The 24,134-nt window shown below is 54.2% G+C and carries 25 protein-coding genes; 20 read left to right on the top strand and 5 right to left on the bottom strand.

The genetic code is table 11. The features are described from left to right. Positions 1 to 19: 19 nt before the first annotated feature. Positions 20 to 2,248, top strand: a complete 2,229-nt coding sequence (locus tag M6D81_RS05500; protein WP_262675823.1) for a type IA DNA topoisomerase — start codon at positions 20 to 22, stop codon at positions 2,246 to 2,248. Here the strand turns inward: M6D81_RS05500 and M6D81_RS05495 are convergent. Then, entirely contained in the window at positions 2,245 to 2,982 is a 738-nt protein-coding gene (locus M6D81_RS05495; RefSeq protein WP_262675822.1) for an HAD family hydrolase, read from the bottom strand. The genes M6D81_RS05500 and M6D81_RS05495 overlap by 4 nt on opposite strands. A gap of 154 nt (positions 2,983 to 3,136) precedes the next feature. Here M6D81_RS05495 and M6D81_RS05490 point away from each other — a divergent pair, with 154 nt between their 5' ends. Next, positions 3,137 to 3,274, top strand: coding sequence for a hypothetical protein (locus M6D81_RS05490; RefSeq protein WP_262675821.1), 138 nt, complete (start codon positions 3,137 to 3,139; stop codon positions 3,272 to 3,274). Positions 3,275 to 3,342: 68 nt separating this feature from the next. Here the strand turns inward: M6D81_RS05490 and M6D81_RS05485 are convergent, their stop codons facing one another. Further along, a complete protein-coding gene (locus tag M6D81_RS05485; protein ID WP_262675820.1) occupies positions 3,343 to 3,567 on the bottom strand; it encodes a hypothetical protein in 225 nt (74 codons plus the stop codon). Positions 3,568 to 3,731: 164 nt separating this feature from the next. On the opposite strand from M6D81_RS05485, the gene M6D81_RS05480 reads away from it, so the two are divergent. The 7 genes from M6D81_RS05480 (at position 3,732) to M6D81_RS05450 (ending at position 11,398) form a co-directional block, all read left to right on the top strand. Beyond that, positions 3,732 to 4,463 (top strand): phosphonate ABC transporter ATP-binding protein, encoded by a 732-nt coding sequence (locus M6D81_RS05480; protein WP_262675819.1) that lies wholly within the window; start codon positions 3,732 to 3,734, stop codon positions 4,461 to 4,463. A 63-nt stretch (positions 4,464 to 4,526) separates the two neighbouring features. Continuing rightward, the gene (locus M6D81_RS05475) at positions 4,527 to 5,138 is read left to right on the top strand and encodes a DUF3298 and DUF4163 domain-containing protein (RefSeq protein ID WP_262675818.1); all 612 of its coding nucleotides are present in this window, start codon (positions 4,527 to 4,529) and stop codon (positions 5,136 to 5,138) included. A 91-nt stretch (positions 5,139 to 5,229) separates the two neighbouring features. Continuing rightward, the gene (locus M6D81_RS05470; protein ID WP_262675817.1) at positions 5,230 to 6,798 is read left to right on the top strand and encodes an amino acid permease; all 1,569 of its coding nucleotides are present in this window, start codon (positions 5,230 to 5,232) and stop codon (positions 6,796 to 6,798) included. Positions 6,799 to 7,017: 219 nt separating this feature from the next. Next, positions 7,018 to 7,947, top strand: coding sequence for a polysaccharide deacetylase family protein (locus M6D81_RS05465; RefSeq protein WP_262675816.1), 930 nt, complete (start codon positions 7,018 to 7,020; stop codon positions 7,945 to 7,947). Positions 7,948 to 7,968: 21 nt separating this feature from the next. Next, complete coding sequence (locus M6D81_RS05460) at positions 7,969 to 8,928, top strand: AAA family ATPase (protein ID WP_262675815.1); 960 nt, start codon at positions 7,969 to 7,971, stop codon at positions 8,926 to 8,928. Positions 8,929 to 8,942: 14 nt separating this feature from the next. Continuing rightward, the gene (locus M6D81_RS05455; RefSeq protein ID WP_262675814.1) at positions 8,943 to 10,061 is read left to right on the top strand and encodes a DUF58 domain-containing protein; all 1,119 of its coding nucleotides are present in this window, start codon (positions 8,943 to 8,945) and stop codon (positions 10,059 to 10,061) included. After that, positions 10,058 to 11,398, top strand: coding sequence for a DUF4129 domain-containing protein (locus tag M6D81_RS05450; protein ID WP_262675813.1), 1,341 nt, complete (start codon positions 10,058 to 10,060; stop codon positions 11,396 to 11,398). Before M6D81_RS05455 ends, M6D81_RS05450 begins: the two co-directional genes overlap by 4 nt. 61 nt (positions 11,399 to 11,459) lie before the next feature. Here the strand turns inward: M6D81_RS05450 and M6D81_RS05445 are convergent, their stop codons facing one another. Then, positions 11,460 to 12,437, bottom strand: coding sequence for a YpdA family putative bacillithiol disulfide reductase (locus M6D81_RS05445; protein ID WP_262676008.1), 978 nt, complete (start codon positions 12,435 to 12,437; stop codon positions 11,460 to 11,462). A gap of 111 nt (positions 12,438 to 12,548) precedes the next feature. Between M6D81_RS05445 and M6D81_RS05440 the strand changes: the two genes are divergently transcribed. After that, positions 12,549 to 13,073, top strand: coding sequence for an ADP-heptose synthase (locus M6D81_RS05440; RefSeq protein ID WP_262675812.1), 525 nt, complete (start codon positions 12,549 to 12,551; stop codon positions 13,071 to 13,073). A gap of 27 nt (positions 13,074 to 13,100) precedes the next feature. On the opposite strand, the gene xerS is transcribed toward M6D81_RS05440, so the two are convergent. Beyond that, positions 13,101 to 14,195: a tyrosine recombinase XerS gene (gene xerS, locus M6D81_RS05435; RefSeq protein ID WP_262675811.1), complete on the bottom strand. Its 1,095-nt coding sequence runs from the start codon at positions 14,193 to 14,195 to the stop codon at positions 13,101 to 13,103. Between the two features lie 211 nt (positions 14,196 to 14,406). Between xerS and M6D81_RS05430 the strand changes: the two genes are divergently transcribed. The 9 genes from M6D81_RS05430 (at position 14,407) to M6D81_RS05390 (ending at position 22,413) form a co-directional block, all read left to right on the top strand. Continuing rightward, positions 14,407 to 14,988: a cell wall hydrolase gene (locus M6D81_RS05430; RefSeq protein ID WP_262675810.1), complete on the top strand. Its 582-nt coding sequence runs from the start codon at positions 14,407 to 14,409 to the stop codon at positions 14,986 to 14,988. A gap of 74 nt (positions 14,989 to 15,062) precedes the next feature. Then, on the top strand, positions 15,063 to 15,779 hold the full coding sequence (locus tag M6D81_RS05425) for a DsbA family oxidoreductase (RefSeq protein ID WP_410795696.1): 717 nt from the start codon (positions 15,063 to 15,065) through the stop codon (positions 15,777 to 15,779). A 33-nt stretch (positions 15,780 to 15,812) separates the two neighbouring features. Continuing rightward, positions 15,813 to 16,886, top strand: coding sequence for a lactonase family protein (locus M6D81_RS05420; protein ID WP_262675808.1), 1,074 nt, complete (start codon positions 15,813 to 15,815; stop codon positions 16,884 to 16,886). A 25-nt stretch (positions 16,887 to 16,911) separates the two neighbouring features. Continuing rightward, positions 16,912 to 17,172, top strand: a complete 261-nt coding sequence (locus tag M6D81_RS05415; protein WP_262675807.1) for a cold-inducible protein YdjO-related protein — start codon at positions 16,912 to 16,914, stop codon at positions 17,170 to 17,172. A 120-nt stretch (positions 17,173 to 17,292) separates the two neighbouring features. Next, entirely contained in the window at positions 17,293 to 17,739 is a 447-nt protein-coding gene (locus M6D81_RS05410) for a thiol-disulfide oxidoreductase DCC family protein (RefSeq protein WP_262675806.1), read from the top strand. Next, positions 17,726 to 18,604 carry a radical SAM/SPASM domain-containing protein gene (locus tag M6D81_RS05405; RefSeq protein ID WP_262675805.1) on the top strand — a complete coding sequence of 293 codons (879 nt, stop codon included), beginning with the start codon at positions 17,726 to 17,728 and terminating at the stop codon, positions 18,602 to 18,604. The genes M6D81_RS05410 and M6D81_RS05405 overlap by 14 nt, the downstream gene beginning before the upstream one ends. A 41-nt stretch (positions 18,605 to 18,645) precedes the next feature. Continuing rightward, entirely contained in the window at positions 18,646 to 19,071 is a 426-nt protein-coding gene (locus tag M6D81_RS05400; protein WP_317259094.1) for a GNAT family N-acetyltransferase, read from the top strand. 65 nt (positions 19,072 to 19,136) lie between these two features. Next, on the top strand, positions 19,137 to 20,567 hold the full coding sequence (locus tag M6D81_RS05395) for an MBOAT family O-acyltransferase (protein ID WP_262675804.1): 1,431 nt from the start codon (positions 19,137 to 19,139) through the stop codon (positions 20,565 to 20,567). Between the two features lie 16 nt (positions 20,568 to 20,583). Beyond that, positions 20,584 to 22,413, top strand: coding sequence for a polysaccharide deacetylase family protein (locus tag M6D81_RS05390; protein WP_262675803.1), 1,830 nt, complete (start codon positions 20,584 to 20,586; stop codon positions 22,411 to 22,413). Between the two features lie 96 nt (positions 22,414 to 22,509). Here M6D81_RS05390 and M6D81_RS05385 read toward each other — a convergent pair whose 3' ends face one another. Beyond that, the gene (locus M6D81_RS05385; RefSeq protein WP_262675802.1) at positions 22,510 to 22,656 is read right to left on the bottom strand and encodes a hypothetical protein; all 147 of its coding nucleotides are present in this window, start codon (positions 22,654 to 22,656) and stop codon (positions 22,510 to 22,512) included. A 143-nt stretch (positions 22,657 to 22,799) separates the two neighbouring features. Here M6D81_RS05385 and M6D81_RS05380 point away from each other — a divergent pair, with 143 nt between their 5' ends. Beyond that, on the top strand, positions 22,800 to 23,768 hold the full coding sequence (locus M6D81_RS05380; protein WP_262675801.1) for a 2-hydroxyacid dehydrogenase: 969 nt from the start codon (positions 22,800 to 22,802) through the stop codon (positions 23,766 to 23,768). The last annotated feature ends 366 nt before the right edge of the window (positions 23,769 to 24,134 follow it).

Raw genomic sequence — 24,134 nt, 5'->3', positions numbered from 1 at the left:
TAAGGGAGCGAAGTGCATTTTGAAAACATTGATTATTGCCGAGAAGCCGGATATGGGCCGCAATATTGCGAATGCGATCGAGCCGCGGGCGAAGAACAACAGAACCTATCTGGAAGGCGAACACTATATTATAACTTGGGCGATCGGCCACCTGATCGGCCTTGCGGAGCCGGACGCTTACGACGACAAATATAAAAAGTGGAACTTGTCCCATCTGCCGATCATACCCGATACGTTCAAGCTGATTCCGAACCGGAAGACGAAGGATCAGCTGACAGTCATCAAGAGCTTGGCGAAGCGTTGCGGTAAGCTCGTCAACGCTTGCGATGCCGGGAGGGAAGGGCAGTATATATTCTCGCTTATCCAGAGATACCTGAAGCTGACGCAGCCCGTTCAGCGATTGTGGATCTCCGACTTGACAGCGGAGACGATACAGCGCGGATTCAGGGAGCTCAAGGACGGTGCGGAATACGACAATCTGACGAAAGCGGCATCAGCGCGCAGCGAGGCGGACTGGCTGATCGGCATGAACGGCTCGCGAGCGTTCACGACGAGACATAACGTGCTGCTGTCTGTCGGCAGAGTGCAGACGCCTGTGCTTGCGCTGGTCTACGACCGCCAGAAGGAGATTGAAGCGTTCAACTCCTTGACTTATTATGTGCTGGAAGCTCTATTCGAGACGGAATTGATCACATACAAGGGGATCTGGCAAGGAGAGAGGCTGCAGGACGCAGAGCGTGCAGGAAAGCTGGCAGAGAAGGTGAAGGGCAAGCCCGGCACTGTCGTCTCCTATGAGGTCAAGGATGTGAAGGAGTATCCGTTCAAGCTCTATGACTTGACGTTGCTGCAGCGCGAGGCGAACGCGAAGCTAGGCTTTCCTGCGAAGAAGACGCTTGATCTTGCACAGTCGCTGTACGAGAAGCATAAGGTAATCACTTATCCAAGAACGAACTCCAACTTCGTCACGGAGCAGAATATACCGGAGATGCATGCCGCATTGTCTTCGCTTGCAGGAACGGCTTACGGGGAGTGGGTGAAAGGAGCGAACCGCGGTCTCGTCCATAAAGGCAATAAGTATATATGCAATCCTGCGAAAGTGGAGGACCATCACGCCATATTGCCGACCAAGCGCAAAGCTTCCGGATTGTCCCAGGACGAAAGCAAGCTCTACGATATGGTTGTGCGCCGGTTCCTGTCTCAATTCTATCCTGCCGCACAATATAAGTCCCATACGGCGATGACGGAGGTAGAAGAGGAGCTGTTCAAAACTTCGCTGAAGCAGCTGATCGATCCCGGCTGGAAAGCGATCTACGCAGACCAGCAGGATAAGAGCAAGCCGCGCGGCAAGAAAGGGGAGCAAGAGGACGAAGAGGAGCTGGAAATCAGCGAATCATTCGCGCTGCGGGAGAATGAGCCTGTCACTTGCAAGGATGCGGCAGTGAAGGAGAAGGAGACACAGCCTCCGAAGGCATATACGGAAGGCACGCTGCTGAAGGCAATGGAAAGCGCGGGGAAGAACATTGAGGACGAAGACCTGAAGGATGCGATGAAAGATTCCGGCCTGGGCACTCCCGCTACGCGAGCGGCTACGATCGAGAGACTGAAGAAGGTCGGCTATATTGGTATGCAAGGCAAAAAAATACTGCTGACTTCGAAGGGGAGAACGGCTATCGAATTGATTCGCAGCGCTGGTGTCGAGCTGTTGACTTCTCCGGAGATGACCGGCATGTGGGAGCGGCGCTTGAATGAGATTGCGCGCGGCAGCGCTTCGGACGAGCAATTCATGACGAATGTGAAGAAATTCGCGACGATGATCGTGGAGAAAGTGTCCCGCCAGGAGCGGGCGAATATAGCGTCGTTCCAGCAGCCTGAGAAGCCCGCCAGAGGCAAGAGCGGAACCCGCAAGAAGAGTGCCGGGAGCGGCAGCAGAGGAGCAGCCGCAAGCAAAGCAGCAGCCGCTTCCGGTGATGGAAAGCCGGCAGTCGTGGCGGCATGTCCCCGTCCCGGCTGCGGCGGCTCCATCTTCATGGGAAGGAAAGGGTATGGCTGTTCGCATTACCGCGAAGGCTGCACCTTCGTGATCTGGAAGGAAGCCTTCGGTCGTCAGTTGACGGACTTGCAGGTGAAGGCTCTGATCGAGAAGGGCAAGACCGCGAAGCTTAAGCTGCGCCAACCGGACGGTTCTGCCGTTCAGGGGAGACTCCTCTTGCGAAGCGCAGAAAGCGGAGCGTTGCAGATCGAGGTCTAACGATTAAGGTATTGATGAATCGCGCCAGGCACCTGCTTCAGCAGCTCCAGTGTGAAGAACGCCCCCTTCGGTGCGATGTCGATGCCTACCACATTGTAATGCCACTCCAGCTTCGTCCGCATATGGATGGCGTGAATGCCCGCAGTAAGAGCGGGCACCACATCCGTGCGGATGGAGTTGCCGATCATCCACGTATGGTCCCTGTGGAATTTCCCTTTTGAAAGTATGCCTTCCAACGCTTCGATATTTTTCTGTTGGCGGATATAGATATTGGAGCCGAAATATCTCTCCAATCCCATTGCTTCTATTTTGCGACGCTGAATGGGCGCTTCGCCGCCCGTGTACAAGTGCAATTCATGGCCTGCTTCCGCAAGCTTATCCAGCGTCTCCTCCATATAGGGGTATGGTTCTGTCTCATGCTCGTAGACATCCATGCCCATCTTCCATAGCAGCTCTTGCTCCTTCTTCTGGCGCGCTCTGCCCGTCAAGTCGCTGAAGTGATTGTAAGTGTCGATGAACGATTGCGGGAAGTGCTCGCTCTTGAAGCCGCTAACGCTGATGAGCGCCGTATCCCGTCCCATCTGATAATCCCTGATTTCTTCTTCCGTTACAAGCCCCGTATGGCCGAACCATTCCGTCAGCAAGTCAACGAATTGTTCTATGACGTAGAAGAAATACTTGTTGCAATAGATGAGCGTATCGTCCAGATCAAACATAATTTGTTGTTTTGTCATTGTCAGTTCCCTCCTGCGCCATCCAATCATCCGTATGACCAATCTACCGCAACTGACTGCAGCAAGTCAATGGCGAGGCATCTATCGGGCGGAGCAACGGACGTTACATACTCTGCCCCCATATAGGCCAATAATGATAATGGAGGTGAAGAGCATGCCATTCCATAAAAGCCAGCGTATTCACAACCAACAGAACCATTCCAGCTTGCGCGAGGAAGCCATTACGTCCAAGCTGGACAAATTCGCCAAGCGGCCGCCCAGCCTGAACGGCATTAACAAGCAACTGCCGTAACGTGAATGGTTCCATGAAGAAAGGAGAGAATCCCTTTAATCGGATTCTCTCCTTCGTGCGAATGATGATTATGCGTACTTTAATTGGGAGGCGATCAGCTTGCTCTTGATGAAGAGAATGCGCTTGCGGACGTAGAAGTCTCTGCAGTCTCCCTTCAAGTCTTTGGGCAAGATCACCTCCTCGCTCAGGTTGTCAATAATGACCAGCCTCCCGTCGCTGTAGAACTTAAACGTTAGATCGCGATACGGCCTCACCTTTTGGATATAACGGAAATTTTCGCATTTGTTGTTCATGGTGATCTTGCCTCCTTTTAAAGCAATTTAATGGGAACATCAGAACATTCGTTCTTAAATTCATTATAGCAAACATTTGTTCGGGTGGAAAGAGTTATTTATTTGCCGTAAACTAGATTCATAGAGTGCAGATGTACATAGGATGAAGGGAAAGGGAGCGGCTTATGCTACGAATACAGAAATTGACGAAACGAATCCCGGGAGGGCCCAAAATATTAAAAAATATTACCTTCGACGCATTTGAAGGTGACTTCATTGCAGTAATGGGAGAGAGTGGAAGCGGCAAATCGATGCTGCTCAAATGCTTGGCGCTGCAGGAGGAATGGACTTCGGGCCATTATATGGTGGACGGCAAGGATGTGCTGAAGGAAGGATTCATGGCCAAGCTGAAGCATAAGCGCCAGGTCGCTTATCTGGAGGAGAAGCCGTTCCTGTACCCGGAGAAGACGGGACTGAAAAATGTCATTATCGGCGCAGTCGGGCAAACGCCGGCGTGGCGCAGATGGACAGGCATGGTAAGGAACGACGATTACATGGGCGCAATGGATCTGATCGAGAAGCGCGGTCTGTTGGATAAAGCGCATACAAAAGCGAAAAATCTGAGCGGCGGCGAACGGCAGCGGATGGCGATTGCCAGAGCGCTGGTTCATGGCGCCAAAGTGCTGGTAGCCGACGAGCCGGTATCGGGTCTGGACCCGCATGCGGCAGACGCCGTACTGGGCGAGCTGAAGTCGCTGTGCAAGGAGCAGGGCATCATTGTGATCGCCGTACTTCACCAAGGGGAGTGGGCGGAGCGGTACGCCGACCGGATATTGGGTCTTAATGGAGGAGAGCTGGTGCTGGATGTGTACGGACGCCGTCTGACCCAGCGCGAGAAGCTGCTGCTGGAGCAGTGAACGGAATGAGATAAGCGGACTGCCGCATAGACTATAGCATCCTATGAGATCGAGGTGCTATCTATGGCATTCCAACCGCCCTCCGTCATCCAGACGGCCAGAACGGCATTTCCAAAAGCGGAGCTTCTGTTCCCTCAGATTCTGCACGGACCAAGCACGGAGGCCGTCAGCAAAATAAATGAAGCGATACGGTCCGAAGTGGAACGATTGGTGCATGAGCAAGGCAGTCTGGCCGACCCCAGAGCGGAGATGCAGGGGTACTACGAATTAAAGACGAATGAGAAAAATGTGCTTAGCCTGTCGTTGTATAATTATGCCTATACAGGCGGCGCGCACGGCATGACGCTTCAGAAGTCCATGACGTTCAAGCAGTCGACGGGGGAGCAATACGAGCTGAAGGATTTATTCAAGCCGAGCAGTCCATATGTGGAGACCATCAGCGCGATTGTAGGGAAGCAGATTCAGGAGAGAGGCATACCGACGTTCGAGCCTTTTCAGTCCATCTCGCCGGACCAGAGCTTCTATATCGCCGACCGATCGCTGGTCATCTATTTTCAGCTGTATGAAATTGCCCCTTACGTGTACGGCTTTCTTTACTTCCCGATATCGGTATATGAGCTTCAGGATATTATCAATGAAGACGGGCCGCTTGGGCCTATGCTGATGAATGATTAATGAAGAATGAATACCATGCCGGCATTACAGCGCGCAATGAAGCATGCCTGCCTGACCAGTCTCATACATTTAGTATGGGGGTGGGACGAATATGGCAAGCGCGCTTGTCGGCTTTTTCTTGCATGCTGTTTTTTTTCTGTTCATCATTGCCGTTGCGGTCAGAGGGAGCTTGGCGGTAGGCCGTCATCCTACTTATCAGAGCATGCTCCGTTACGGGCTGGAAATCCAGCTGCTTCAGGACAGGAACGAATTAAGCCAATACGGCATAATCGGCATATTGCGCAGACAATTGCGAACCGTTTCTTCGATGGGGATGTCCTTCAACGCTATAGCATTCCTCGGCACTGCCGTCGTCGTGTACGGACCTTCCATCGGAACCGGCGGGTTGTCTGTCATCGGATACGGCTTGCCTGCGGTGGCGTTGCTGTCGACAGCTCTTGGCGCAACGCTTGCGGAGCTGGCTTCCGAGACACCTACTGCGGGAGGCGTCTACCATGCCGCTTATGCTTCCGGCGGAGGGAGAGCAGCGGCAGCGACTGGCTTGCTGCTGCTGATGGGGTATATCGCCAAGCTGACTCTGCTGGCAGGGGCATTCGCTTATTTGGCGAACGATTACTTGGTTGCCCGCTTCTCGTTCACAGCGACAAGCGTCAGCTACTGGATCTGTTTCCTGATCGTAACGGCTTCCTTGGCTGCGGTGCAGCAAGTCGCATCAAGGGCCATGCGTTGGCTTCTGTCGGCAGGCGTATGGCTTCAAGTGCTTGCGGCATCTGCCATGCTCGGCTGCCTTCTGGTCCTGTTCTGGCCGGGGGAGTACTCGCCTGCCATCTTGTATCAATGGAAGGATGCCGCGCTTACGGGGAATGTGACGATGCCCGCCTTTCTGACCGGTTCTCTGCTATTGCTGCTTCTGTTTCTCGGGATGGACGGCTCCGGGTTAGGCGCTGAGGAATGCGTAGAGCCCCGCGTCCATGTGCCGTGGGCAATTTTTTTATCCGTCGCGTACAGCAGCTTGCTTGTGTGTATGCTGCTGTTCTTCCTATCACTGTTATGGAATCCTGGCGGAGACTTGCTGTCAGAGCAAGGCTTCGGCGGAGCGGCAGTATTTCTGGATACCGTCGGTTCGGAGTGGGGGAGAGGCTGGTGGCTGCCGCTTATCCTTGCGGCGTTGTGGCTTAGCTGCTACTCATCGCTCGCCGCAAGCGCCAGAGCGCTTTTCAGCATGGCGCGAGACGGTATCTTTCCCATCGGGAGTAAGCTGTCGACAGTCTCGCTGCGCAGCGCTCTGCCGCTGTATGCGATATGGGCGTGCGCTGCAGCGGCAATTGCAGTTATGGCTGTCCTTCAGTCGCTCTATGAACTAGCTGTTACACTGCCATTGGCGTCCATTGCGATCGTATGCCTGCTCGCTGCGTACGGCATTGCGCTCTCTTGTCGCGCTTGGAGAGGGCAAGGTGCGAAGGAGAATGGCGCTCCATGGCATCTGGGAAGCTGGAGCAGCCCGATAAGGTATATCGCTATCTGCTGGATAACAGCGGCTGTTCTGCTTGCGTCTGTCTTGCTAGATCCAATTGGCCCGGCAACGGGCACGCTGATGATTGCCTTCTCATGGCTGATGGCGCGACAGCTGCGGCTGCGAAGGAAGCGGAGCGGGAAATGAACGTATTGCCCAGCGAATCATTTCCCGGGGAAGCGCAATAAGCAACAGGAAGCAAATTCATTCGACAGTGTCACTTGCAATTGTCAGATAATTCTGTCGAATATAATCGGTCATATGCGTTTGAATTGCGTATTGATTTTGCCAACATCTGCCTTGGATGTTTATAATAGATGCAGTACGATCCCATATACCGATCCAATAGCGAAGGAGTTATGAGCCATGAGTAGTTTAGCGGAACAATTGGGTTACCATGCTGAAGATCGGCTGCTGCTTGTCAATGCCGATGATTACGGGCTATGCCATTCAGTCAATATAGCCGTGCAAGAGATGCTGGAGCTAGGGGCGGTCAGCTCGGCCACGGTCATGATGCCTTGCGCATGGGCGTATGAAGCTGCGAAGTGGAGTGCGCAGCATCCGCAATATGATGTAGGCGTTCACCTGACCTTTACGAGCGAATGGGACCCTTATCGCTGGGGACCGGTGACGCGGTCGGGAGATGTATCGTCGCTGGTAACGGCGGAAGGATATTTCCCGAGCGATTGCCGAAGCGTGGAAGTTGCAGCCGATGCCGCTCAGTTGAAGCAGGAGATGACGAATCAGATTGAGATGGCGATTTCCCTCGGCATGAACCCAACGCATGCGGACAATCACATGGGGAGTCTGTACGGCTTGCAGACGGGGCGCCATTTCCTGGCCGAAGTGCTGGATATATGCGCCGAATACGGCTTGCCGTTCCGCTTGCCGCGTTATGTCCTTCAGGAGAATGGCAGTATCGCCCCGCCCGATATGCAGGAGCAGGCGAGACAGGTGGCTGCGCTCGCGGATGCGAAAGGGGTCGTCATCCTGGATTACTTGGTCGGCTTGCCGTTCGCGCTGGGAGATGGCGAAACGTATGACGCATTGAAGCAGGAGATGAGCGCTCTGCTTGGCAACCTTCATGCCGGTGTGACGGAGCTGATCATTCACCCATCGCAGGTGACGGATGAGCTGAGGTCATTCCACAGGGAGCCGGAGAAACGGGGAATGGAGCATCGGCTGTTCATGGATGAAGATATTAAAAAGGTACTGCAGAAGGAAGGAATTCGTATAATCAAGTGGCGCGAGCTTCAGTCGTTGCAGCGCTCCAGGTCGAATCAAGCCAAATCGTAATGGAAAGGAGTGCCGCCTGCCATGCCATTGCACGCCATTGACAATCTGGCAACGAAGGTGAAGCAAAACATAGGGAAGGTTATCGTCGGAAAAGCAGATGTTATCGAGCTATTGTTAATTGGGTTAATTACCTCCGGCCACGTGCTGCTGGAGGATGTTCCGGGAACCGGCAAGACGATGCTCGCCAAATCGATGGCAAGGTCGCTGTCGTTGCAGTTCAAACGAATTCAGTTCACGCCGGACCTGCTTCCTTCGGATTTGAGCGGTATTCACTTCTACAATCAGAAGGAAGGCGACTTCCAGTTCCGTCCGGGTCCGCTGTTCACGAACATATTGCTGGCGGACGAGATCAATCGCGCCACGCCAAGGACGCAGTCCAGCCTGCTGGAGTGCATGGAAGAGCGTCAGGTGAGTATCGATGGCGAGACAATGATACTAGAGCAGCCGTTCATGGTAATCGCGACGCAAAATCCGGTCGAGCAAGGCGGGACGTTCCCGCTTCCGGAGGCGCAGTTGGACCGCTTTCTGTTCAAAGTGAATATGGGCTATCCCTCAACGGCAGAAGGACTTCAGCTGCTAAAGCGATTCATGGGGACAAGCCCTCTGGAGCAGCTGGAGGCAGTTGCGAACAAGGCCGATATCGAAGCAGCGCAGCGTGCCTATCCGTCTGTTAAGGCAACGGATGACCTGCTTGGTTACATCTTGCGGATCGTGGAGCGAACCCGCGAGCGCGACGATGTCGCCATCGGCGCAAGTCCGCGCGGCAGCGGTGCGCTGCTTCGCGCGACGCAGGCTTATGCTGCGCTGCGGGGCAGAGACTTCATCACGCCCGATGATGTGAAGGCGATGGCGAAGCCGGTACTTGCTCACCGGCTGTTGCTGCGCGGGATGCACAAGGGAAGAAATCGCGCCGAAGAGATCATTCATGACATTCTTGCTTCCACTGAGGTGCCGACGGAAGCGGATATCGCGGTACGATAGGCGGTGGGACCAACGTGTTGATCTTTCTCTGGTTCCTGGTCATGACAGCGGTGCTGCTTCTGGCGCAAAAAATGATCTATCAGCGCTTCGCGTTGCAAAAAGTGAGCTATTCGAGGCGCTTCAGCAGGAACACCTGCTTCAGAGGGGAAGAGATGACTCTGATCGAACAGCTGGCGAACAGGAAGTGGCTTCCCGTGCCCTGGGTGTCGGCAGAGTCTCAGCTGTCCGCCCATCTGCAGTTCCGCACAGGGGACAACTTCGCAGTGAGCAGCGGCAGCCATTATCAGAATCACAAGAGCTTCTTCAGCCTGAAGCCGCAGTCCAAAATAACGCGTACGCATTGGATTACGCCGCAGCGGCGGGGATGGTACCGACTTCATACGGTATCGCTCACGAGCGGCGATCTGCTCGACATCGGCCGAAGCGTCATGCAGCTTCCGCTAAGCAGCGAGCTGATCGTCTACCCGCGACCCGCCGATGTCGATATGGGGCAGCTGCCTCAGCACAGCTGGCAAGGCGATGTGACAGTAAGGCGCTTCATCGTGCCGGACCCGTTCGTCATCGCGGGAGCAAGACCTTATCAAGCCGGCGACAGCTATAAGATGGTGAATTGGAAGGCGACAGCGCGTGCGGGCAGCCTGCAGGTGCATCAATATGACTATACTGCGGATCGCCGCCTGCTTGTCTATCTCAATGTGGACGATGGAGAAGGCATGTGGCGCAGCGTATCGGACGTCGAGCTTATTGAATACGGCATCGAATGGGCAGCCGGAGCGGTGAATTGCGCGATCGAGGGGGGCATGGAAGCCGGCTTCACAGCCAATATGCCGCTGGAGGGAGAAGCAGACAGCGTTCGGATCGAGCCTTCAGGAGGACATGAACAGCTGTATATGATATTTGAAGCAATGGCGAAGCTTCTCCTGGAGCGGACGGAGCCCTTCCATATGCTGCTGCAACGGGGAGTGGATGAAGGCTATCGCGATCGCGACGTGTTGATCATCTCTTCTTACTGGAATGACGAGCTGGAGGCGAAGGCGCGGCTGTTGCGGCTTAACGGCAATGCGGTTGCGGTATGGGAGCTGCGCATGAAGGAAGGACGCAGCGATACGGAGAGGGAGGGGCAAAGCGCATGAGGATGAAGCGTCTTGCCGGCACGGTGCTGAGAGGAGGCGCCGAGCTGCTGTTTCTGTTTCCGCTGGCTGTCATTGCATCCGCTTACCTGCTGCCGGAACCTCAGGGCATGGTCTGGTATGCAACGTTGTTGGGCAGTTATACCTTTCCTACGCTTTTGTTGTTCGGGAAAGAATCGATTCGCAAGGGGATGCATGGGTTGCTTGCATGCTTGATCGGAACGGTGTTCACTGCGGCGATATTGTACTTGCTGTTGCTGCCGCCTTCGCTCTTGCAGCTTGCCGCCTGTGCTCCGGTAGGCATATATATTGCTTATCAGGGAATCGCGCTGCACATCCGCAACTGGCCGAGCAGCTTCCAGAGCAAGCATATGCTGACGGGACTGGCGCTGTATGCGACAGCGCTTGCGATAAGCGCATTCCGGCCAGACGACCTGGCGAACTATCATATACCGTTGCTCGTTGGCGGCATTGCTTCCACTATTCTGTTCCTATTCATCGCGAACGAAAGGCTGCTGTCGCGGGAGACTGTGGATGACGGTTCCCGATCACCGGCTTTTGCCGATGCCAGACGCAGGAATCGAATGCTGCTCGCAGCGCTCGGAGCCATCCTGCTCCTGTTGTCGTTCCTGCACCGCATCCTGCAATGGATGAAGGAAGCTGCGGAACGCTTGCTTCAGCAAGTGCTGGGCTGGATGAACAGGGAGAAGCAAGAGCCGCCCGTCCAAGAGGAGGGCGTGGCGCAGCAGCCAGGCGGGATGCCGCCGCTGGAGAGCGGCGAGCCGTCCAAGCTGATGCAATTGCTGGAGCTGGCGTTCAAGGTCATCGCAATGGCGATAATCGCGGCTATCGCAATCCTTCTTGTCTACTTCGGCTTGAGATGGTTATATCGGGTATGGAAGCGATTGGCCGCGAAGCTGATGCAGAGAGAGTGGCTGCTGAGCGGAGAGAATGCGGCTTATACCGACGATGTGGAAAGTCTGATGGAGGAGCTGCCGCTCTTGAAGCGGTGGAAAGCGATATGGAAGAGTAAGCGAGGCCCGGAGAAGGAGCCTGCCTGGGATTCGCTGGGAAGCAATGCGGAGCGGATTCGATATCTCTATAAGCAGCTCGTTCGCAAGGCAGCGGGGAAGGGGTATGAACCGGGGGAGCACCTGACTCCCCGTGAGATGGCGGCGGACCTGACGGGGGCGCAAGGAGGCGAGCAATGGAGCAAGCCGGCGCTGGACGACATGATGACGACTTACGAGAACGCCCGTTACGGCGGACATCAGCCGAAAGATGCCGACATTGCGCGTCATAAAGCGATGCTGGAGGAAAGCCGCAGACGAGACAAATAACCTTGCCGATGAGAGACGCTGATCAGAGCTCTCATCGGCAAGGTTTTATTTATTTGTCGTGTTATAGACGTCCTGCTTCGACCATATGTTGTACGATCTTGCGCCCGTGGAAGCGGCCCGTCTCGATAAAGATCTCATTCGCTTCATGGCGAGAAGCGACGACGCCAGCCAGATAGATGCCGGGGACGTTGGTCTCCATCGTATCCTCGGCAAAGGTAGGATAGCCTTCCGCTTCCATCGTCACGCCGGCCGACGATAAGAAGCCGCGATCCGGATGGAAGCCCGTCAAAGCCAGCACGAAATCGTTGGGCAGTTCTCTGTTGCCGTCCGGACTTTGCACCACGATGTGGCGTCGATGTATTTCCGTCACGGTGGAGTCGAACAGCATCGTAATGCCGCCTTTGGCAACCTTGCCCTCGAAGATGGGCCGCACCCACGGCTTGATGCTGGAGGAGTACCGGCTTCTGCGATAGACGACGGTCACATCTGCGCCTACGCGCTCCAGCTCCAATGCGGCGTCGATGCTGGAGTTGCTGCCGCCGATAATAGCGACCTTCATGCCGGCATAAGGATGGGCTTCGCGGAAGAAGTGGCTGACCTTCTCTGAAGATTCGCCCGGAATGCCGAGCATGTTGGGAGAATCGAAGTAGCCTGTCGCAATGACGACATGACGGCAGGCATAGCTCAGCTCCTCTTCCTGGAAGCGATCGTGCCCCCGCAGCTGGAATCCTTCATCCGTTCGCCGGATATCCGTTATCGTCACGTAAGGTGCGATACGGAGCTTATGCCGCTGCGCGACGGTTCGATAGTAGTTCAGCGCCTCCAGCCGCGTCGGCTTGTCATTCGCCGTCGTGAAGGGAACGTCTCCGATCTCCAGAAGCTCGGACGTACTGAAAAATTGCATATAGGTGGGGTACTGCGAGATGGCATGCACAATATTCCGCTTCTCGATGACGAGAGGGCTGACACCGTGCCGCTGAAGCTCGATTGCTGCAGCTATGCCGCATGGACCTGCCCCGATAATGATCGTATGTTCCATATTCATAGTTGAGTCCTCCATTAGGAATGGTTCTGCCAATAAGCTTGTACAAGCATCGAATTGCTGTATAATTAATTATGCATAATAGATTGAATGCAGGAGGAGAGATTCGTGCATCGACGTTTTGTCATTGAAGCAGTGATGGTAGCTACCTTCGGACATCTGCTCGTACCCGGCCATCCTGTGGATTTCGTGGTTCCTTATTCTTCCATAGCCGAGCTGTATGAGATGAGAGACGGCAATGATCCCATTATGGACAATCCGGATGACGACGGGCATGTGAAAGCGCAAATCAATCAGCTTATATTATTTTTCGAAGACCCGCTTAATCGTAAAAAAATTGAAAAAGCGCTTCAGGCGCCGTGGCGGGAAAGCTCGCCGCTGCTTCTGAACGACCGCATACAATTCACGATCGTCAATACGGTGGACACAGCGCAATACGGCGAATTGTTCGATCCCATCGAAACGGAACTTATCTTAACGGCATTAAAGCTAGGCACGCCGCTCTTGACGGACCAGTTCGAATTCCAGGACAAGCTGATTGAAGCGGAAGTGCCCGTGCAGGTTTACGATATCGAAGATTTCGAATTCGCTGTGGAAGAGGGCATTTCCCCGGGCGACCTGGAACAGATGTAGACCAGCGAGGCGAAGCAGCGCTGCCCGTCACGAGGAAGCGTCATCCCCGCCTCTGCGGTCGATCGCCTCGGCCATCGTCTTATCCGTCAGATGCGCATAGATCTGTGTCGTCTCCGGCGATGCGTGGCCGAGCTGTTCCTGCGTCTTGTATATATCGTTCTGCAGATAATAATCTGTTGCGAAGGAATGCCGCAGCTTATGGACGGACAAGTACGGCTTGCCGAACCGCTTGGCGTACTTCAGCACCATCGCCTGGATGGCGCGCTTCGTCATTCGTGAGCCCTCGCTCTTCCCGTTCGCAATGGCAAGGAACAGCGCTTTCTCACGCCGCGGCGCCTTGTATCGCACATCTCTCAGCTCGACGTACGCCTTCAGATCGTCTATCGCATCTTGCCTGAAGTAGACGGGCGTTTTGAAATCGTCGTCGTTCTTCCCCTTTCGATATACATAGATCAGCTTCTTCTTCACATCCAGATCGTCCAGATTCAGATTGACCAGCTCCGAGACGCGAAGCCCGGAATGCAGAATAAGGCTGACGATGCAAGCGTCGCGAGTCCGATTCAGCTCATAGGCGTACAGCGCCTGCTTGTTGCTGGCGATCTCCTCGCCGTAATGACGCTTGATATAATGAAGGAACTCGGCAATTTCCTCTTCTTGCAGCAGCTTGCCCTCCAGCTTCGCCGCCGTATCCTTCGGCTTGTGCGTCCGCTTGATCGCCACCTTCGCCATCACATTCCGCTTGAGCAGCGGGTAGAAGTCGTCGTCCTCGGCGATCTGGCTCAAATAATGGAACAAGGATCGCAGCGAAGACAGCTTGCGGGTAACAGTCGTTTTGCTGTTGCGCTCCTCTTTGTATGTCGTTAGAAACATGCGGAAGCCGTCAACGCTCTCCATCTTCAGCCGCTCCAGCTCCTCCAGCTTAACTTCCCGAATATTCTTCGCTTCCGTCAATCCTTCCGCCATTAGCCAGCGAAGGAATGTCTCATAATCTCTCATATACTCCACCAGCGAGGCAGGCGACAGATCGGGCAGCTTGTATTGGACGAACTGCTCTACGTACCACGGCATGCGCGGCAGTCTTGCTTCCAGCTCCTCCCGGTCCTTCTGCTTCAGAATGTTCATCTTTACGAACTGGCCTCCTACCTGTAAAGTTTCCCTATTCTTATTGTACCAATTGGTGAATCCGGGGACAATGGATACGGCTTTCTACAGCAATTTTCCTTAGTAAATGTATGCAATGGCAGTTATAAGGTTAACGCATCCCGGTTGATATGTTACACTCGTACGAGCCCGTCTGAATGTGCAAGCATAACAGAACAGGAGGAGATCGGGTATGATCAAAAAAGGGATGTTACTGCTGACGGCTGCGCTGGTGTGCGCCGGATGGACGTCGAATTCTGCATCGGCTGCCGAACTGGCGAATCAAGCAAGCTGGCAGCTGTTCCAAATAGAAAATAACAATATTGGGCAAAGCCTCGAGCTGCATCGGGTCATGCTGTTCCCGAACGATGAAAGCGGCATGAAGCAGTCTCAAGGCGAGATTGCCACGAAAGTTCCGTTAACGCTGCATGAGCTTTATCTGCTCGCCAAAATTATTCATGCCGAAGCGCGGGGAGAGGTATATGCCGGTCAGGTGGCCGTAGGCGCAGTTGTGCTTAATCGCGTGGAGTCGTCCGGATTCCCGGATGGGGTGAAGGACGTGATTGAACAGCCGCGAGCGTTCACGGCGGTCCGCGACGGCCAATACGATCTGCAGCCCGACAACTCGGCATACCGCGCCGCATTGGATGCGGCTTTGGGCGAAGATCCGACCGGGGGAGCACTCTACTATTACAATCCCGCCACAGCGACTTCTCAGTGGATACGGACGCGCGAGCATACAGACAAAATCGGACGGCATCAATTCGCGATTTAAGCAGAGACGATTCAAACTTTAGGCCTGATCGTGGTATACTAATAGGCGGAGTTGAACTGCAGGGGGTGCACGTATTGAAAATCGAGATTTGGTCGGATTTCGTCTGTCCGTTCTGTTACATCGGCAAACGAAATCTGGAAGCTGCGCTGGAGCAGTTCCCTTACCGCGAGCATATCGAAGTCAACTATATGAGCTTCGAGCTCGACCCTGCCGCGGATACGGAAGCCGGCGCAAGCACGCATGAAATGCTGGCTCGCAAATACGGCATGAGTCTGGATCAAGTAAAGGGAATGACCGCGAATGTGACTGCGCAGGCAGCCGCAGTCGGACTGGCCTACCGGCTGGACGATACGACGGTTCAGAACACCTTCCAGGCGCACCGTCTGTCGCAATATGCCGCAGCGGAAGGCGCCGGAGCGAAGGTGGCGGAGCGTCTGTTCAAGGCTTACTTCATAGATGCGGACAATATTGGCGATTCGAAGCGGCTGACCGAGCTGGCAGCGGAGTGCGGACTTGATCGGGAAGCCGTGAAGGCCATGCTGCAATCCGATGCGTATAAGGAAGAGGTTCGGGCTCAGGAGCAGGAAGCAGCGGGTCTCAATATTCGCGGAGTGCCTTACTTCGTCATCGATCGCAAATATGCGATCTCCGGCGCGAGGCCGCCCGCCGACTTCCTGGGAGCGATTACGCAGGCTTGGGAAGAGGGGCAGCATTCACCATTCACAAGTCTGGACGGCGAAGGCGAGGCAGGTACCTGCAAGGACGGCTGGTGCGCGCCGTCGAATGACTGAGATAATATCATGATTGGACGGGAGGGGTCGGTTGTGTCCCAGCAACAACAGCTATACGTGTTCTGCGGTGCGTATGCCGAGCAAGGCGAGCAAGGCGTGACGGTATATGTATTCCATGAGGATACGGGAACGATGGAAGAGAAGGGCCATTATTCGGAGTTGAAAAATCCGACTTTTCTTCATGTGGATGCGGAGCGCGAGCTGCTCTACGCCATCTCCGAGACTGTGGATGAAAGCGGCAAGCGCGTCGGCGAGTGCGCGGCATTCCGGATTGACAAGCGGCAGGGCGACATAGAGCTGATCAACCGTAAGCGCAACGTCGATGCAACGTTGTGCCACATACAAAGAAATGGTTCATACTTAACTGTAACGAGCTATCACGGCGGGCTGGTGGGCTTGATCGGACTGCAGGAAGACGGCTCGATCGGCGAGCTTCTGGATGTAAAGCAGCATGAAGGCGGCAGTGTAGATCCGGAACGCCAGCAAGCTCCGCATCCGCATTCCAGCTTCTACAGTCTTGACGGGCAGTACTTGTTCGTTCAGGATCTGGGGCTGGATCGGATTATATCCTATCGCGTGAATCAAGCTGACGGGACGTTGTCCAAGCATGGGGAGACCGAGCTGCAAGGCGGCGCAGGACCACGCCACTTGGCATTCCATCCCGGCGGGAAGCACGCTTACGTCATCAACGAGCTGGATTCTACCGTAACGGTGATGACATATGACGGCGAGAAGGGCGAATTGTCCGCGATTCAGACCGTACGCACTTTGCCGGAGGGATACGACGGAGAGAATGGAACGGCGGAGATCGCCGTCTCCCGAGACGGTCGCTTCGTGTACGGCTCCAATCGGGGGCATGACAGTATTGTCGTATTCGCGGTAGATGGGGGAAGCGGAAGACTGACGGCCATTCAGCATATTTCCTCGGGCGGCGGTCATCCGCGACACTTTGCCTTGACGCCTAACGGCCATTATCTGCTTACTGCCAATCGGGACAGCAACAATATAGTCATTTATGCCGTTAATAAAGAGACGGGCATTCTTGCTCCTGCGGGACATGAGGAGAAAGTATCGAAGCCGGTATGCGTCATACCCGTTTATCTGTAAGGATGACTGAAAAACATAACGATCAATGCGAATACCGTTTTATAGGAAAGGAATCAGGGAACAAGTGACAACGAAGAGCGGCGACAGCAAACCGGATGTAATACCGACTAAGATATGGAAATGCAAAAACAGCGAATGCAAGGCTTGGATAAGAGAGGAATTCACGACTGGCGAGCAGCTATGCCCCATCTGCCGGGGACCGATGCTTCGGAGCATGAGACATCTTCCAGCGGTGAAGAACAAAGTGCCGCGCCAGCCACGGCAGCCCAAAAACGATGCCTTCTAACTCACAAGGAGCTCTGGCCTATGGTCAGAGCTTTTCTCTACCCTTGACTTAGAAATGTGCAATCGGGATGTCTCCTATGATAAGATGAAAGTGGTAGTGGCTTGGAAACGGAGAGTGCGTATGAGAGAGAGGGATGAAGTGAAGCAAGATTGCCCTGTCGTCATTATCGATGGCAAATGCCATCTGTGCCACGGATTGACGCGCTTCCTGGTGGAGCATGACCGGAGCGAGTCAATCCGCTTCGCCGCCCTTCAATCGAAGGCCGGAAGAACTCATCTTGAAGCGGCGGGCATGCCGCCTGCTTATGCGAATTCATTTATCTACTACAAGAACGGGGCGTATTATAAGGAATCCGGGGCAATATTGCGCGTGTTATGGCAAGTGGGAGGGGCGTGGCGGCTGTTGTATCCGCTCTTGCTTGTTCCGCCGCCATTGCGCAATGCCGCGTATCGGTATGTCTCACGCAACCGCTATCGATGGTTCGGCGGATCGGAAGTGTGTCTGCTGCCATTGCCACATATATTAGCACGATTTGTAGAGGACGGTCTCGGGAATGAAGAAATTTAAAAAATTTTATATAGAAACGACTAGCATCTGCAATCTATCCTGTACATTCTGTCCGCCGACGCAGCGGGCGAAAGGCTTCATTACACTGGAGCAGTTCTCCAGGACGCTCGATGAGGCTAAGCCGTTCACCGATTATGTGTACTTTCACGTGAAAGGGGAGCCGCTGCTTCATCCCAAGCTGGATATGCTGCTCGACATTAGCCATGAAAAAGGCTTCAAGGTGAATATTACGACGAACGGCACGCTCATTCGAAAAAATAGAGAGAAGCTGCTTGGCAAGCCGGCACTGCGTCAAATCAACTTTTCGCTGCATAGCTTCGACGGTCATCCCGGCTCCACGGACAAAGTGGGTTACCTGGCGGAAATACTGGCATTCGTACAGGAGGCCGTCGCGGCGAGCGATGTGATTGTCTCCTTCCGGCTGTGGAATCTGGATATGGACAACGGCACGAACGTGCAGCGCAATCGCAATCGTGAGCTTCTCGGGATGATTGAGCGCGCATTTGGGCTGGAATACCAGATTGAGGAGAAGTTCAAGCCCGGCACGGGAGTGAAAATTGCCGAGCGCATCTATTTGAACATGGACCCTGAGTTCCAATGGCCGGACTTGCACGCGCCGGAGGACGACGGGAGGGGATTCTGCCATGCTCTTCGCAATCAGGCCGGCGTACTGATTGACGGTACGGTTATCCCCTGCTGCCTGGACGGCGAAGGGGTTATTAATCTGGGCAATATCCATGAACGAAGCTTGAAGGACATCCTGGACGGAGAGCGGGCGGTGCAGTTGTACGACGGCTTCTCCAGAAGAGAAGCGGTGGAGGAGCTCTGCCGCAAGTGCGGGTACCGTCAGCGCTTCGGTACGTAATCGTTCAAGCTAGAGAGATGCAGGAGAGGAGCAATGACAACATGCTGAAGACAGAACGAATTAGGGACAAGGCCGGACTGGATGCAGCCTTCGCAATACGCACACATGTATTCGTGGAGGAGCAAGGGGTGCCGGTTGAGCGGGAGATGGACGAGCACGATGCATCAGCGCTTCACGTATTGGCCTATTACGAAGAGAAGCCCGTAGCGACGGGGAGAATGAGGATGCTGGATGGCATGGCGAAGCTGGAGCGGATATGTGTGCTTGCAGAGTGCCGGAAGTCAGGCGCAGGGAAGGCGATCATGCTGAAGCTGGAGAGCATTGCGCAGGAGCAAGGTGCGGCGGGCTTGAAGCTGAACGCTCAACGAAGCGCGGAAGGCTTCTACAAGCGGCTGGGATACAGCACGATCTCCGGGGAGTTCATGGAGGAAGGCATCCCGCATGTCACGATGACCAAACCGCTGTAATGCGGTGCGTCAAGAGTGCAAGTCGGCACGTTTTGAAGGCATACGAATGAAAGAAGGCTTGCGATGTGATCTTTTCAACCTACACGTTCATTTTTATATTCCTGCCGATTACCTTCCTCGGCTACCGGCTGCTCAGCGAGCTTCGCTTCCATCAAGCGGCCAAGCTGTGGCTGGTGATGGCGTCGATCTACTTCTATGCGCAGGGGAGCGGCAGCTTCGTCCTGCTGTTTATCGCCGATATTCTGATTAACTTCGCGATCGGCAGTCTGATCGTGCGTGCCGCCAGACGGAAGGCCGTCTGGAGCAAACGAGCGCTGCTAGTGGCAGGCTTGCTGCTGAATGTAGGTTTTCTGGGGTATTACAAGTATGCGAACTTTGTCATTGAGAACATCAACCTGGCAACAGGCGGAGCGTACGGCTTGCTGCAGATTGTGCTGCCGCTCGGCATATCCTTCTATACGTTCCAGCTCATCGCCTACTTGGTGGATTGTTACCGCGAGCGTACGAAGGAAACGCCGATTATCGACTTTCTGCTGTTCATTACGTTCTTCCCGCAACTGATCGTCGGGCCGATCGTTCATCATGGGGATGTTATCCCGCAATACCAGGACCGGAAGCTGATGCGGTTCAATGCGGTTAATTTCATGCTCGGCACTTATTTGTTCGCCATGGGCTGTGCCAAGAAAATCATGCTCGCCGATCCGCTCACATTATACGCCTCCGACTTCTACAGCAATGTTGCGGCCGGAGACACGTTCAGCGCATGGCTGGCTTCGCTGGGCTATACAATCTCCTATTATTTCGATCTGTCCGGATACGCAGACATGGCGATCGGGCTGGCGCTTCTGTTCAATATTCGTCTGCCGCACAACTTCAATTCGCCGTACCGCGCCCGCAACTTCCGGGAGTATTGGCAGAGATGGCATATGACATTATCGAAGTTTTTATCGGACTATATATTCAGAAGCTTCTACCGGAAGGGCAGCGGCAGCTTTAATTTCTATTTCTCCGTCATGATGACGTTCTTCGTCTCCGGCTTCTGGCACGGTGCAGGCTGGCAATTCGTACTGTGGGGCATTATTAACGGGATATTCGTCTGTATGTCCCATGTCATGTATCGGCGCAAGTGGAAGCTGCCGCTGTTCCTGGCGTGGGGGTTGACCTTTGCCGGGGTGATCGGAACGAGAATTCTGTTCGTATCGGACAGTGCAGCGGAAGCGTGGTCAGTCATAGGCATGATGTTCAGCATGGACGACTTCGCAGGCATGACCGTTGCGGAAGCAGGCAGGGCGCTGGGCGTATTCGCAGCCAATCACGCTTATCTGATTGCATTGCTGCTCGTCGGCATGGGCATTTCCTTCTTCACGCCGAATTCCGGGCAGCTGACGGAGAACTTTGTGCCCCGGTACAGACACGCCTTCGTATCCGCACTGCTGCTGGGTCTGTCGCTTGCGCAGATGACTTCCGTATCCAAGTTTTTATATTTCCAGTTCTGAGGTGTAAGTGATGAAGTTGCGCAAATGGTTAATTGCATTTATTGTGTCGCTGGCACTCGCCTTCGGGCTGCTCGCCAGCTTCAATATCGTCGTAGACCCGTTCGGCGTGTTCGGGGACCGGGTGCTGAAGTGGCATTCCTACAATATGGTGAATAATCCGCGTGTGGCGAAAATCGGCTATCTGGAGCAGCACCACGACGAGTATAACGCCTATATTATCGGCGGCTCCAAGTCCAGCTCCATATCGCCGGAGCGTCTCAATGCCTATTACGGAGAGGGAGCCAGCTTTTACAGCATGCTGATGTATGGCGGGGACTTCCACGATTATGAGAAAACACTGTATTATCTGATCGATGAATACGCCCCGAAGCATATTGTGCTGCACATGAGCCTGCAGGAAATCAGCCACTTCAACGAGAAGCCGACGGACTTCAAGCAATCGCTGCATGCGAAGGTGTCCGGCGAGTCGAAGGCGAAGTTCTATTGGGATTATCTGAAGCTGAATCCGTCTTACGGCTACGCCAAGCTGGAAGGCTATGCCAAGCGGCTGGCGGATGACTTCGCCTACTCCCAGTTCGTGCCGGAGACGGGCGTCTACAACAAGGTGAGGCGCGATGCGGAGCCGGTGGACAATCTGGAGGCGTTCATGAGCGCCAATCGGGAAGCGTTCAAGCCATTCGGCAGGCTTGAAGCGGTCGCGATGGAGCAAAATGTGAAGGCGCTGCAGAAGATGAAGCAATACGCCGAATCTCGCGGCACGACATTCTTGCTAATTACGGGAGCAACATATGAGCAAGAGCTGCTCAGCTACAACATGGACGATCTGAAAACCTATTGGGGCATGATTGCGGATGTAACGGACTTCTGGGATTTCTCCGGCTATACGCCGGTTAGCGGCGATCCGCGCTATTATTACGATACGATGCATTACCGGAACACACTCGGGGAGATGATGCTGGGCTATATATTCAAGGACCCCGATGTATATGTGCCGGCCGGGTTCGGGCATTATACGACGAAGGAGAACGTCAAGGAGCACGCCGATGCTGTGTTCACTCCGCCAGCGAATGCGGGAGGCGAAGCAGTGAGCATTCCCATTCTCGTCTATCACCATATTGACGATGACCCCTTCGAGCCCAACTCCCTGATTACGCCTCCCGCAAAATTCAGAAGCGACATGGAAGAGCTGAAGGCGGCAGGGTATAATGCGGTGCATCTTGGCGAGTTGATCGATTATGTGGACGGCAAGGGAGAACTGCCGGACAATCCCGTAGCGATCACGTTCGATGACGGTTATTACAGCAATTATGAATATGCTTATCCCGTGTTGAAGGAGCTGGGACTGAAAGCCACCATATCCATGATCGGCTGGTCGGTCGGCCGGGAGGAACATCGTATTCCGGGCAAAAACTTCTATCCGCACTTTACTTGGGATGAAGCCAAGGAAATGGCGGATTCCGGCGTCATTGAAATTCAGAATCACTCCTTCGACATGCACGAAACCGCAGGAGGAGAGGCAGGCAAGCGAGATGGCGTGCTTCAAATGGACGGGGAGAGCAATGGCGAATACAGCAGGGTTTTCATTGGGGACGCTAGCAAGATGCAACGGATGATTGAAGATCGCGTAGGCAGTGAAGTGGATGTGTATACGTATCCGTTCGGCTATTACACCCATCTGTCGGAACAGATCCTTAAGGATATGGGCTATCGGATGACGTTAACGACGCATTCCGGCATTAGTCAGGTTGTAAAAGGCGATCCGGACAGTCTGTTCGAGCTGAAGCGGATTAACGGAAGTCCGGAAGTTCCAAGCGATGTGCTCATTGGAAAGCTTGCGGTACAATAATTGCAGGAGCTGGAAGGAGACATGCCGTGTCGTTAAAATGACACGGCATATTCCTTCCGGCTCCAGCCGAATTGTACCGGACTAATCCGGTTCCGATTAACCTGTAGACGGGTTGTTCGGGGTATGCCCTTTCTGGTTTCGATTCCTGGAAGAAGATGCAGCTACATTGTTCTCGGCATGAAGCGAGCCGGCTTCATAAGCAAAGTTTCTGCTTGCCATTGACTTGTGTTTATGGCGACCCATACAATAACCTCCATCTCTATAAAGTCGTCACCACCTTAGGGACAAGCATAGTATGTGCAGGGAATCGGGCCTTTATGGAGGTAAAGGTAGTCAGGCACGATGTGTTATAATGTGAACGTTACCATTGGAAGGAGAGACTGCGAATGCGACCACATGTATTTGTAGACAGGCCGATACCGGAGGAAGCGGAAGCTTACTTGAACGAGCACTGCACAGTCGACATCTGGAGAGGTGAAGATACAATTCCGCGCGAGCAGCTCCATGATGCGTTGGCCAAAGCCGACGGATACTTCACGGCGGGAAGGCGCATCGATGAAGCGCTGCTTGCCGCAGCGCCTTCTCTGAAGGCAGTCAGTTCCATGAGCGTCGGGTATAACCATCTGGATATTGAGGCGATGAAGCGGCATGGCGTCGTGGGAACTCATACGCCTTATGTGCTTGACGAGACGGTGGCTGACCTGACCTTTGCCTTAATGCTGGGGATTGCTCGGCGGGTAGCGGAGCTGGATCGCTATGTGCGCGAAGGAAAGTGGCAGCGTGGAGACGGCGAGAATCTGTTCGGCATGGACGTGCATTCCCGCCGGTTAGGCATCATCGGGATGGGTAGGATCGGCGAAGCGGTTGCTCGTCGGGCAGCGTTGGGCTTCGGCATGGACGTACAGTACTACAATCGCTCGCGCAAGCTGAATACGGAGGAGTTCCTTGGGGTGAAGTATGCTTCGTTGGATGAGCTGTTGGCTACATCAGACTTCATCGTATTATTGACGCCGCTGACACCGGAGACGAAAGGCATGATCGGCAGACGGGAATTCGGCCTGATGAAGCATGACGCCTATTTCATTAACGTATCGCGTGGAGCAACTGTAGATGAAGAAGCGCTGATTGAAACGCTCCAGAACGGCAATATAGCCGGCGCTGGACTGGACGTATACCAGCAGGAGCCGCTTCCGGCGAATTCGCCGTTGACGAAGCTTGATAATGTGCTGCTACTGCCGCATCTGGGATCGGCAACGACGAAGACGCGACATGAGATGGCGATGGTGACGGCCAGGGATCTGGTAAGCGTGCTGCAAGGCTCCGCTCCCAAGTATATGGTCCCGAACTTTAAATAACGAGTAACCGATGCGGCAGGAGGGAGATGCTGCATCGGTTATTTTTGCGAGGTGGTCAAAGCGAGTAACTCCTTCAGCTTTGTACGAATAATCGTACAAAGTGGCTAGTGTGAAGTGACATGAAGCGGCATTTGTATGATAAATCGTACAAAGTGGCTAGTGGGAAGTGACATGAAGCGGCATTTGTACGATAAATCGTTACTACTTAGCTAGCTACTAAGCAAGTAGGAGCTTATCGCTCAAAATGGTCACATAGAAGCGGAAAAGTAGTGGGAATTGTGCGCTAGCGCTCATTTTGCTCACATAGCTCCATCAAGCGTGCCTCGTACCGCCGAAAAGTAGGAGCTATCGCTCAAAATGGTCACA

Origin of the sequence: Paenibacillus sp. J5C2022, from assembly GCF_025567625.1 — a bacterium.
Taxonomy (GTDB): domain Bacteria; phylum Bacillota; class Bacilli; order Paenibacillales; family Paenibacillaceae; genus Pristimantibacillus.
The sequence above is the reverse complement of the archived record's forward strand: the minus strand, read 5'-3'. Positions and strand labels throughout refer to the sequence as shown.

What these genes read in the sequence shown, in the direction of transcription:
- M6D81_RS05495 (WP_262675822.1), bottom strand. Translation starts at nt 2,982, where the DNA reads ATGACAAAACAACAAATTATGTTTGATCTGGACGATACGCTCATCTAT.
- M6D81_RS05490 (WP_262675821.1), top strand. Translation starts at nt 3,137, where the DNA reads ATGCCATTCCATAAAAGCCAGCGTATTCACAACCAACAGAACCATTCC.
- M6D81_RS05485 (WP_262675820.1), bottom strand. Translation starts at nt 3,567, where the DNA reads ATGAACAACAAATGCGAAAATTTCCGTTATATCCAAAAGGTGAGGCCG.
- M6D81_RS05480 (WP_262675819.1), top strand. Translation starts at nt 3,732, where the DNA reads ATGCTACGAATACAGAAATTGACGAAACGAATCCCGGGAGGGCCCAAA.
- M6D81_RS05475 (WP_262675818.1), top strand. Translation starts at nt 4,527, where the DNA reads ATGGCATTCCAACCGCCCTCCGTCATCCAGACGGCCAGAACGGCATTT.
- M6D81_RS05470 (WP_262675817.1), top strand. Translation starts at nt 5,230, where the DNA reads ATGGCAAGCGCGCTTGTCGGCTTTTTCTTGCATGCTGTTTTTTTTCTG.
- M6D81_RS05465 (WP_262675816.1), top strand. Translation starts at nt 7,018, where the DNA reads ATGAGTAGTTTAGCGGAACAATTGGGTTACCATGCTGAAGATCGGCTG.
- M6D81_RS05460 (WP_262675815.1), top strand. Translation starts at nt 7,969, where the DNA reads ATGCCATTGCACGCCATTGACAATCTGGCAACGAAGGTGAAGCAAAAC.
- M6D81_RS05450 (WP_262675813.1), top strand. Translation starts at nt 10,058, where the DNA reads ATGAGGATGAAGCGTCTTGCCGGCACGGTGCTGAGAGGAGGCGCCGAG.
- M6D81_RS05445 (WP_262676008.1), bottom strand. Translation starts at nt 12,437, where the DNA reads ATGGAACATACGATCATTATCGGGGCAGGTCCATGCGGCATAGCTGCA.
- xerS (WP_262675811.1), bottom strand. Translation starts at nt 14,195, where the DNA reads ATGAACATTCTGAAGCAGAAGGACCGGGAGGAGCTGGAAGCAAGACTG.
- M6D81_RS05430 (WP_262675810.1), top strand. Translation starts at nt 14,407, where the DNA reads ATGATCAAAAAAGGGATGTTACTGCTGACGGCTGCGCTGGTGTGCGCC.
- M6D81_RS05415 (WP_262675807.1), top strand. Translation starts at nt 16,912, where the DNA reads ATGCGAATACCGTTTTATAGGAAAGGAATCAGGGAACAAGTGACAACG.
- M6D81_RS05410 (WP_262675806.1), top strand. Translation starts at nt 17,293, where the DNA reads ATGAGAGAGAGGGATGAAGTGAAGCAAGATTGCCCTGTCGTCATTATC.
- M6D81_RS05405 (WP_262675805.1), top strand. Translation starts at nt 17,726, where the DNA reads ATGAAGAAATTTAAAAAATTTTATATAGAAACGACTAGCATCTGCAAT.
- M6D81_RS05400 (WP_317259094.1), top strand. Translation starts at nt 18,646, where the DNA reads ATGCTGAAGACAGAACGAATTAGGGACAAGGCCGGACTGGATGCAGCC.
- M6D81_RS05385 (WP_262675802.1), bottom strand. Translation starts at nt 22,656, where the DNA reads ATGGGTCGCCATAAACACAAGTCAATGGCAAGCAGAAACTTTGCTTAT.
- M6D81_RS05380 (WP_262675801.1), top strand. Translation starts at nt 22,800, where the DNA reads ATGCGACCACATGTATTTGTAGACAGGCCGATACCGGAGGAAGCGGAA.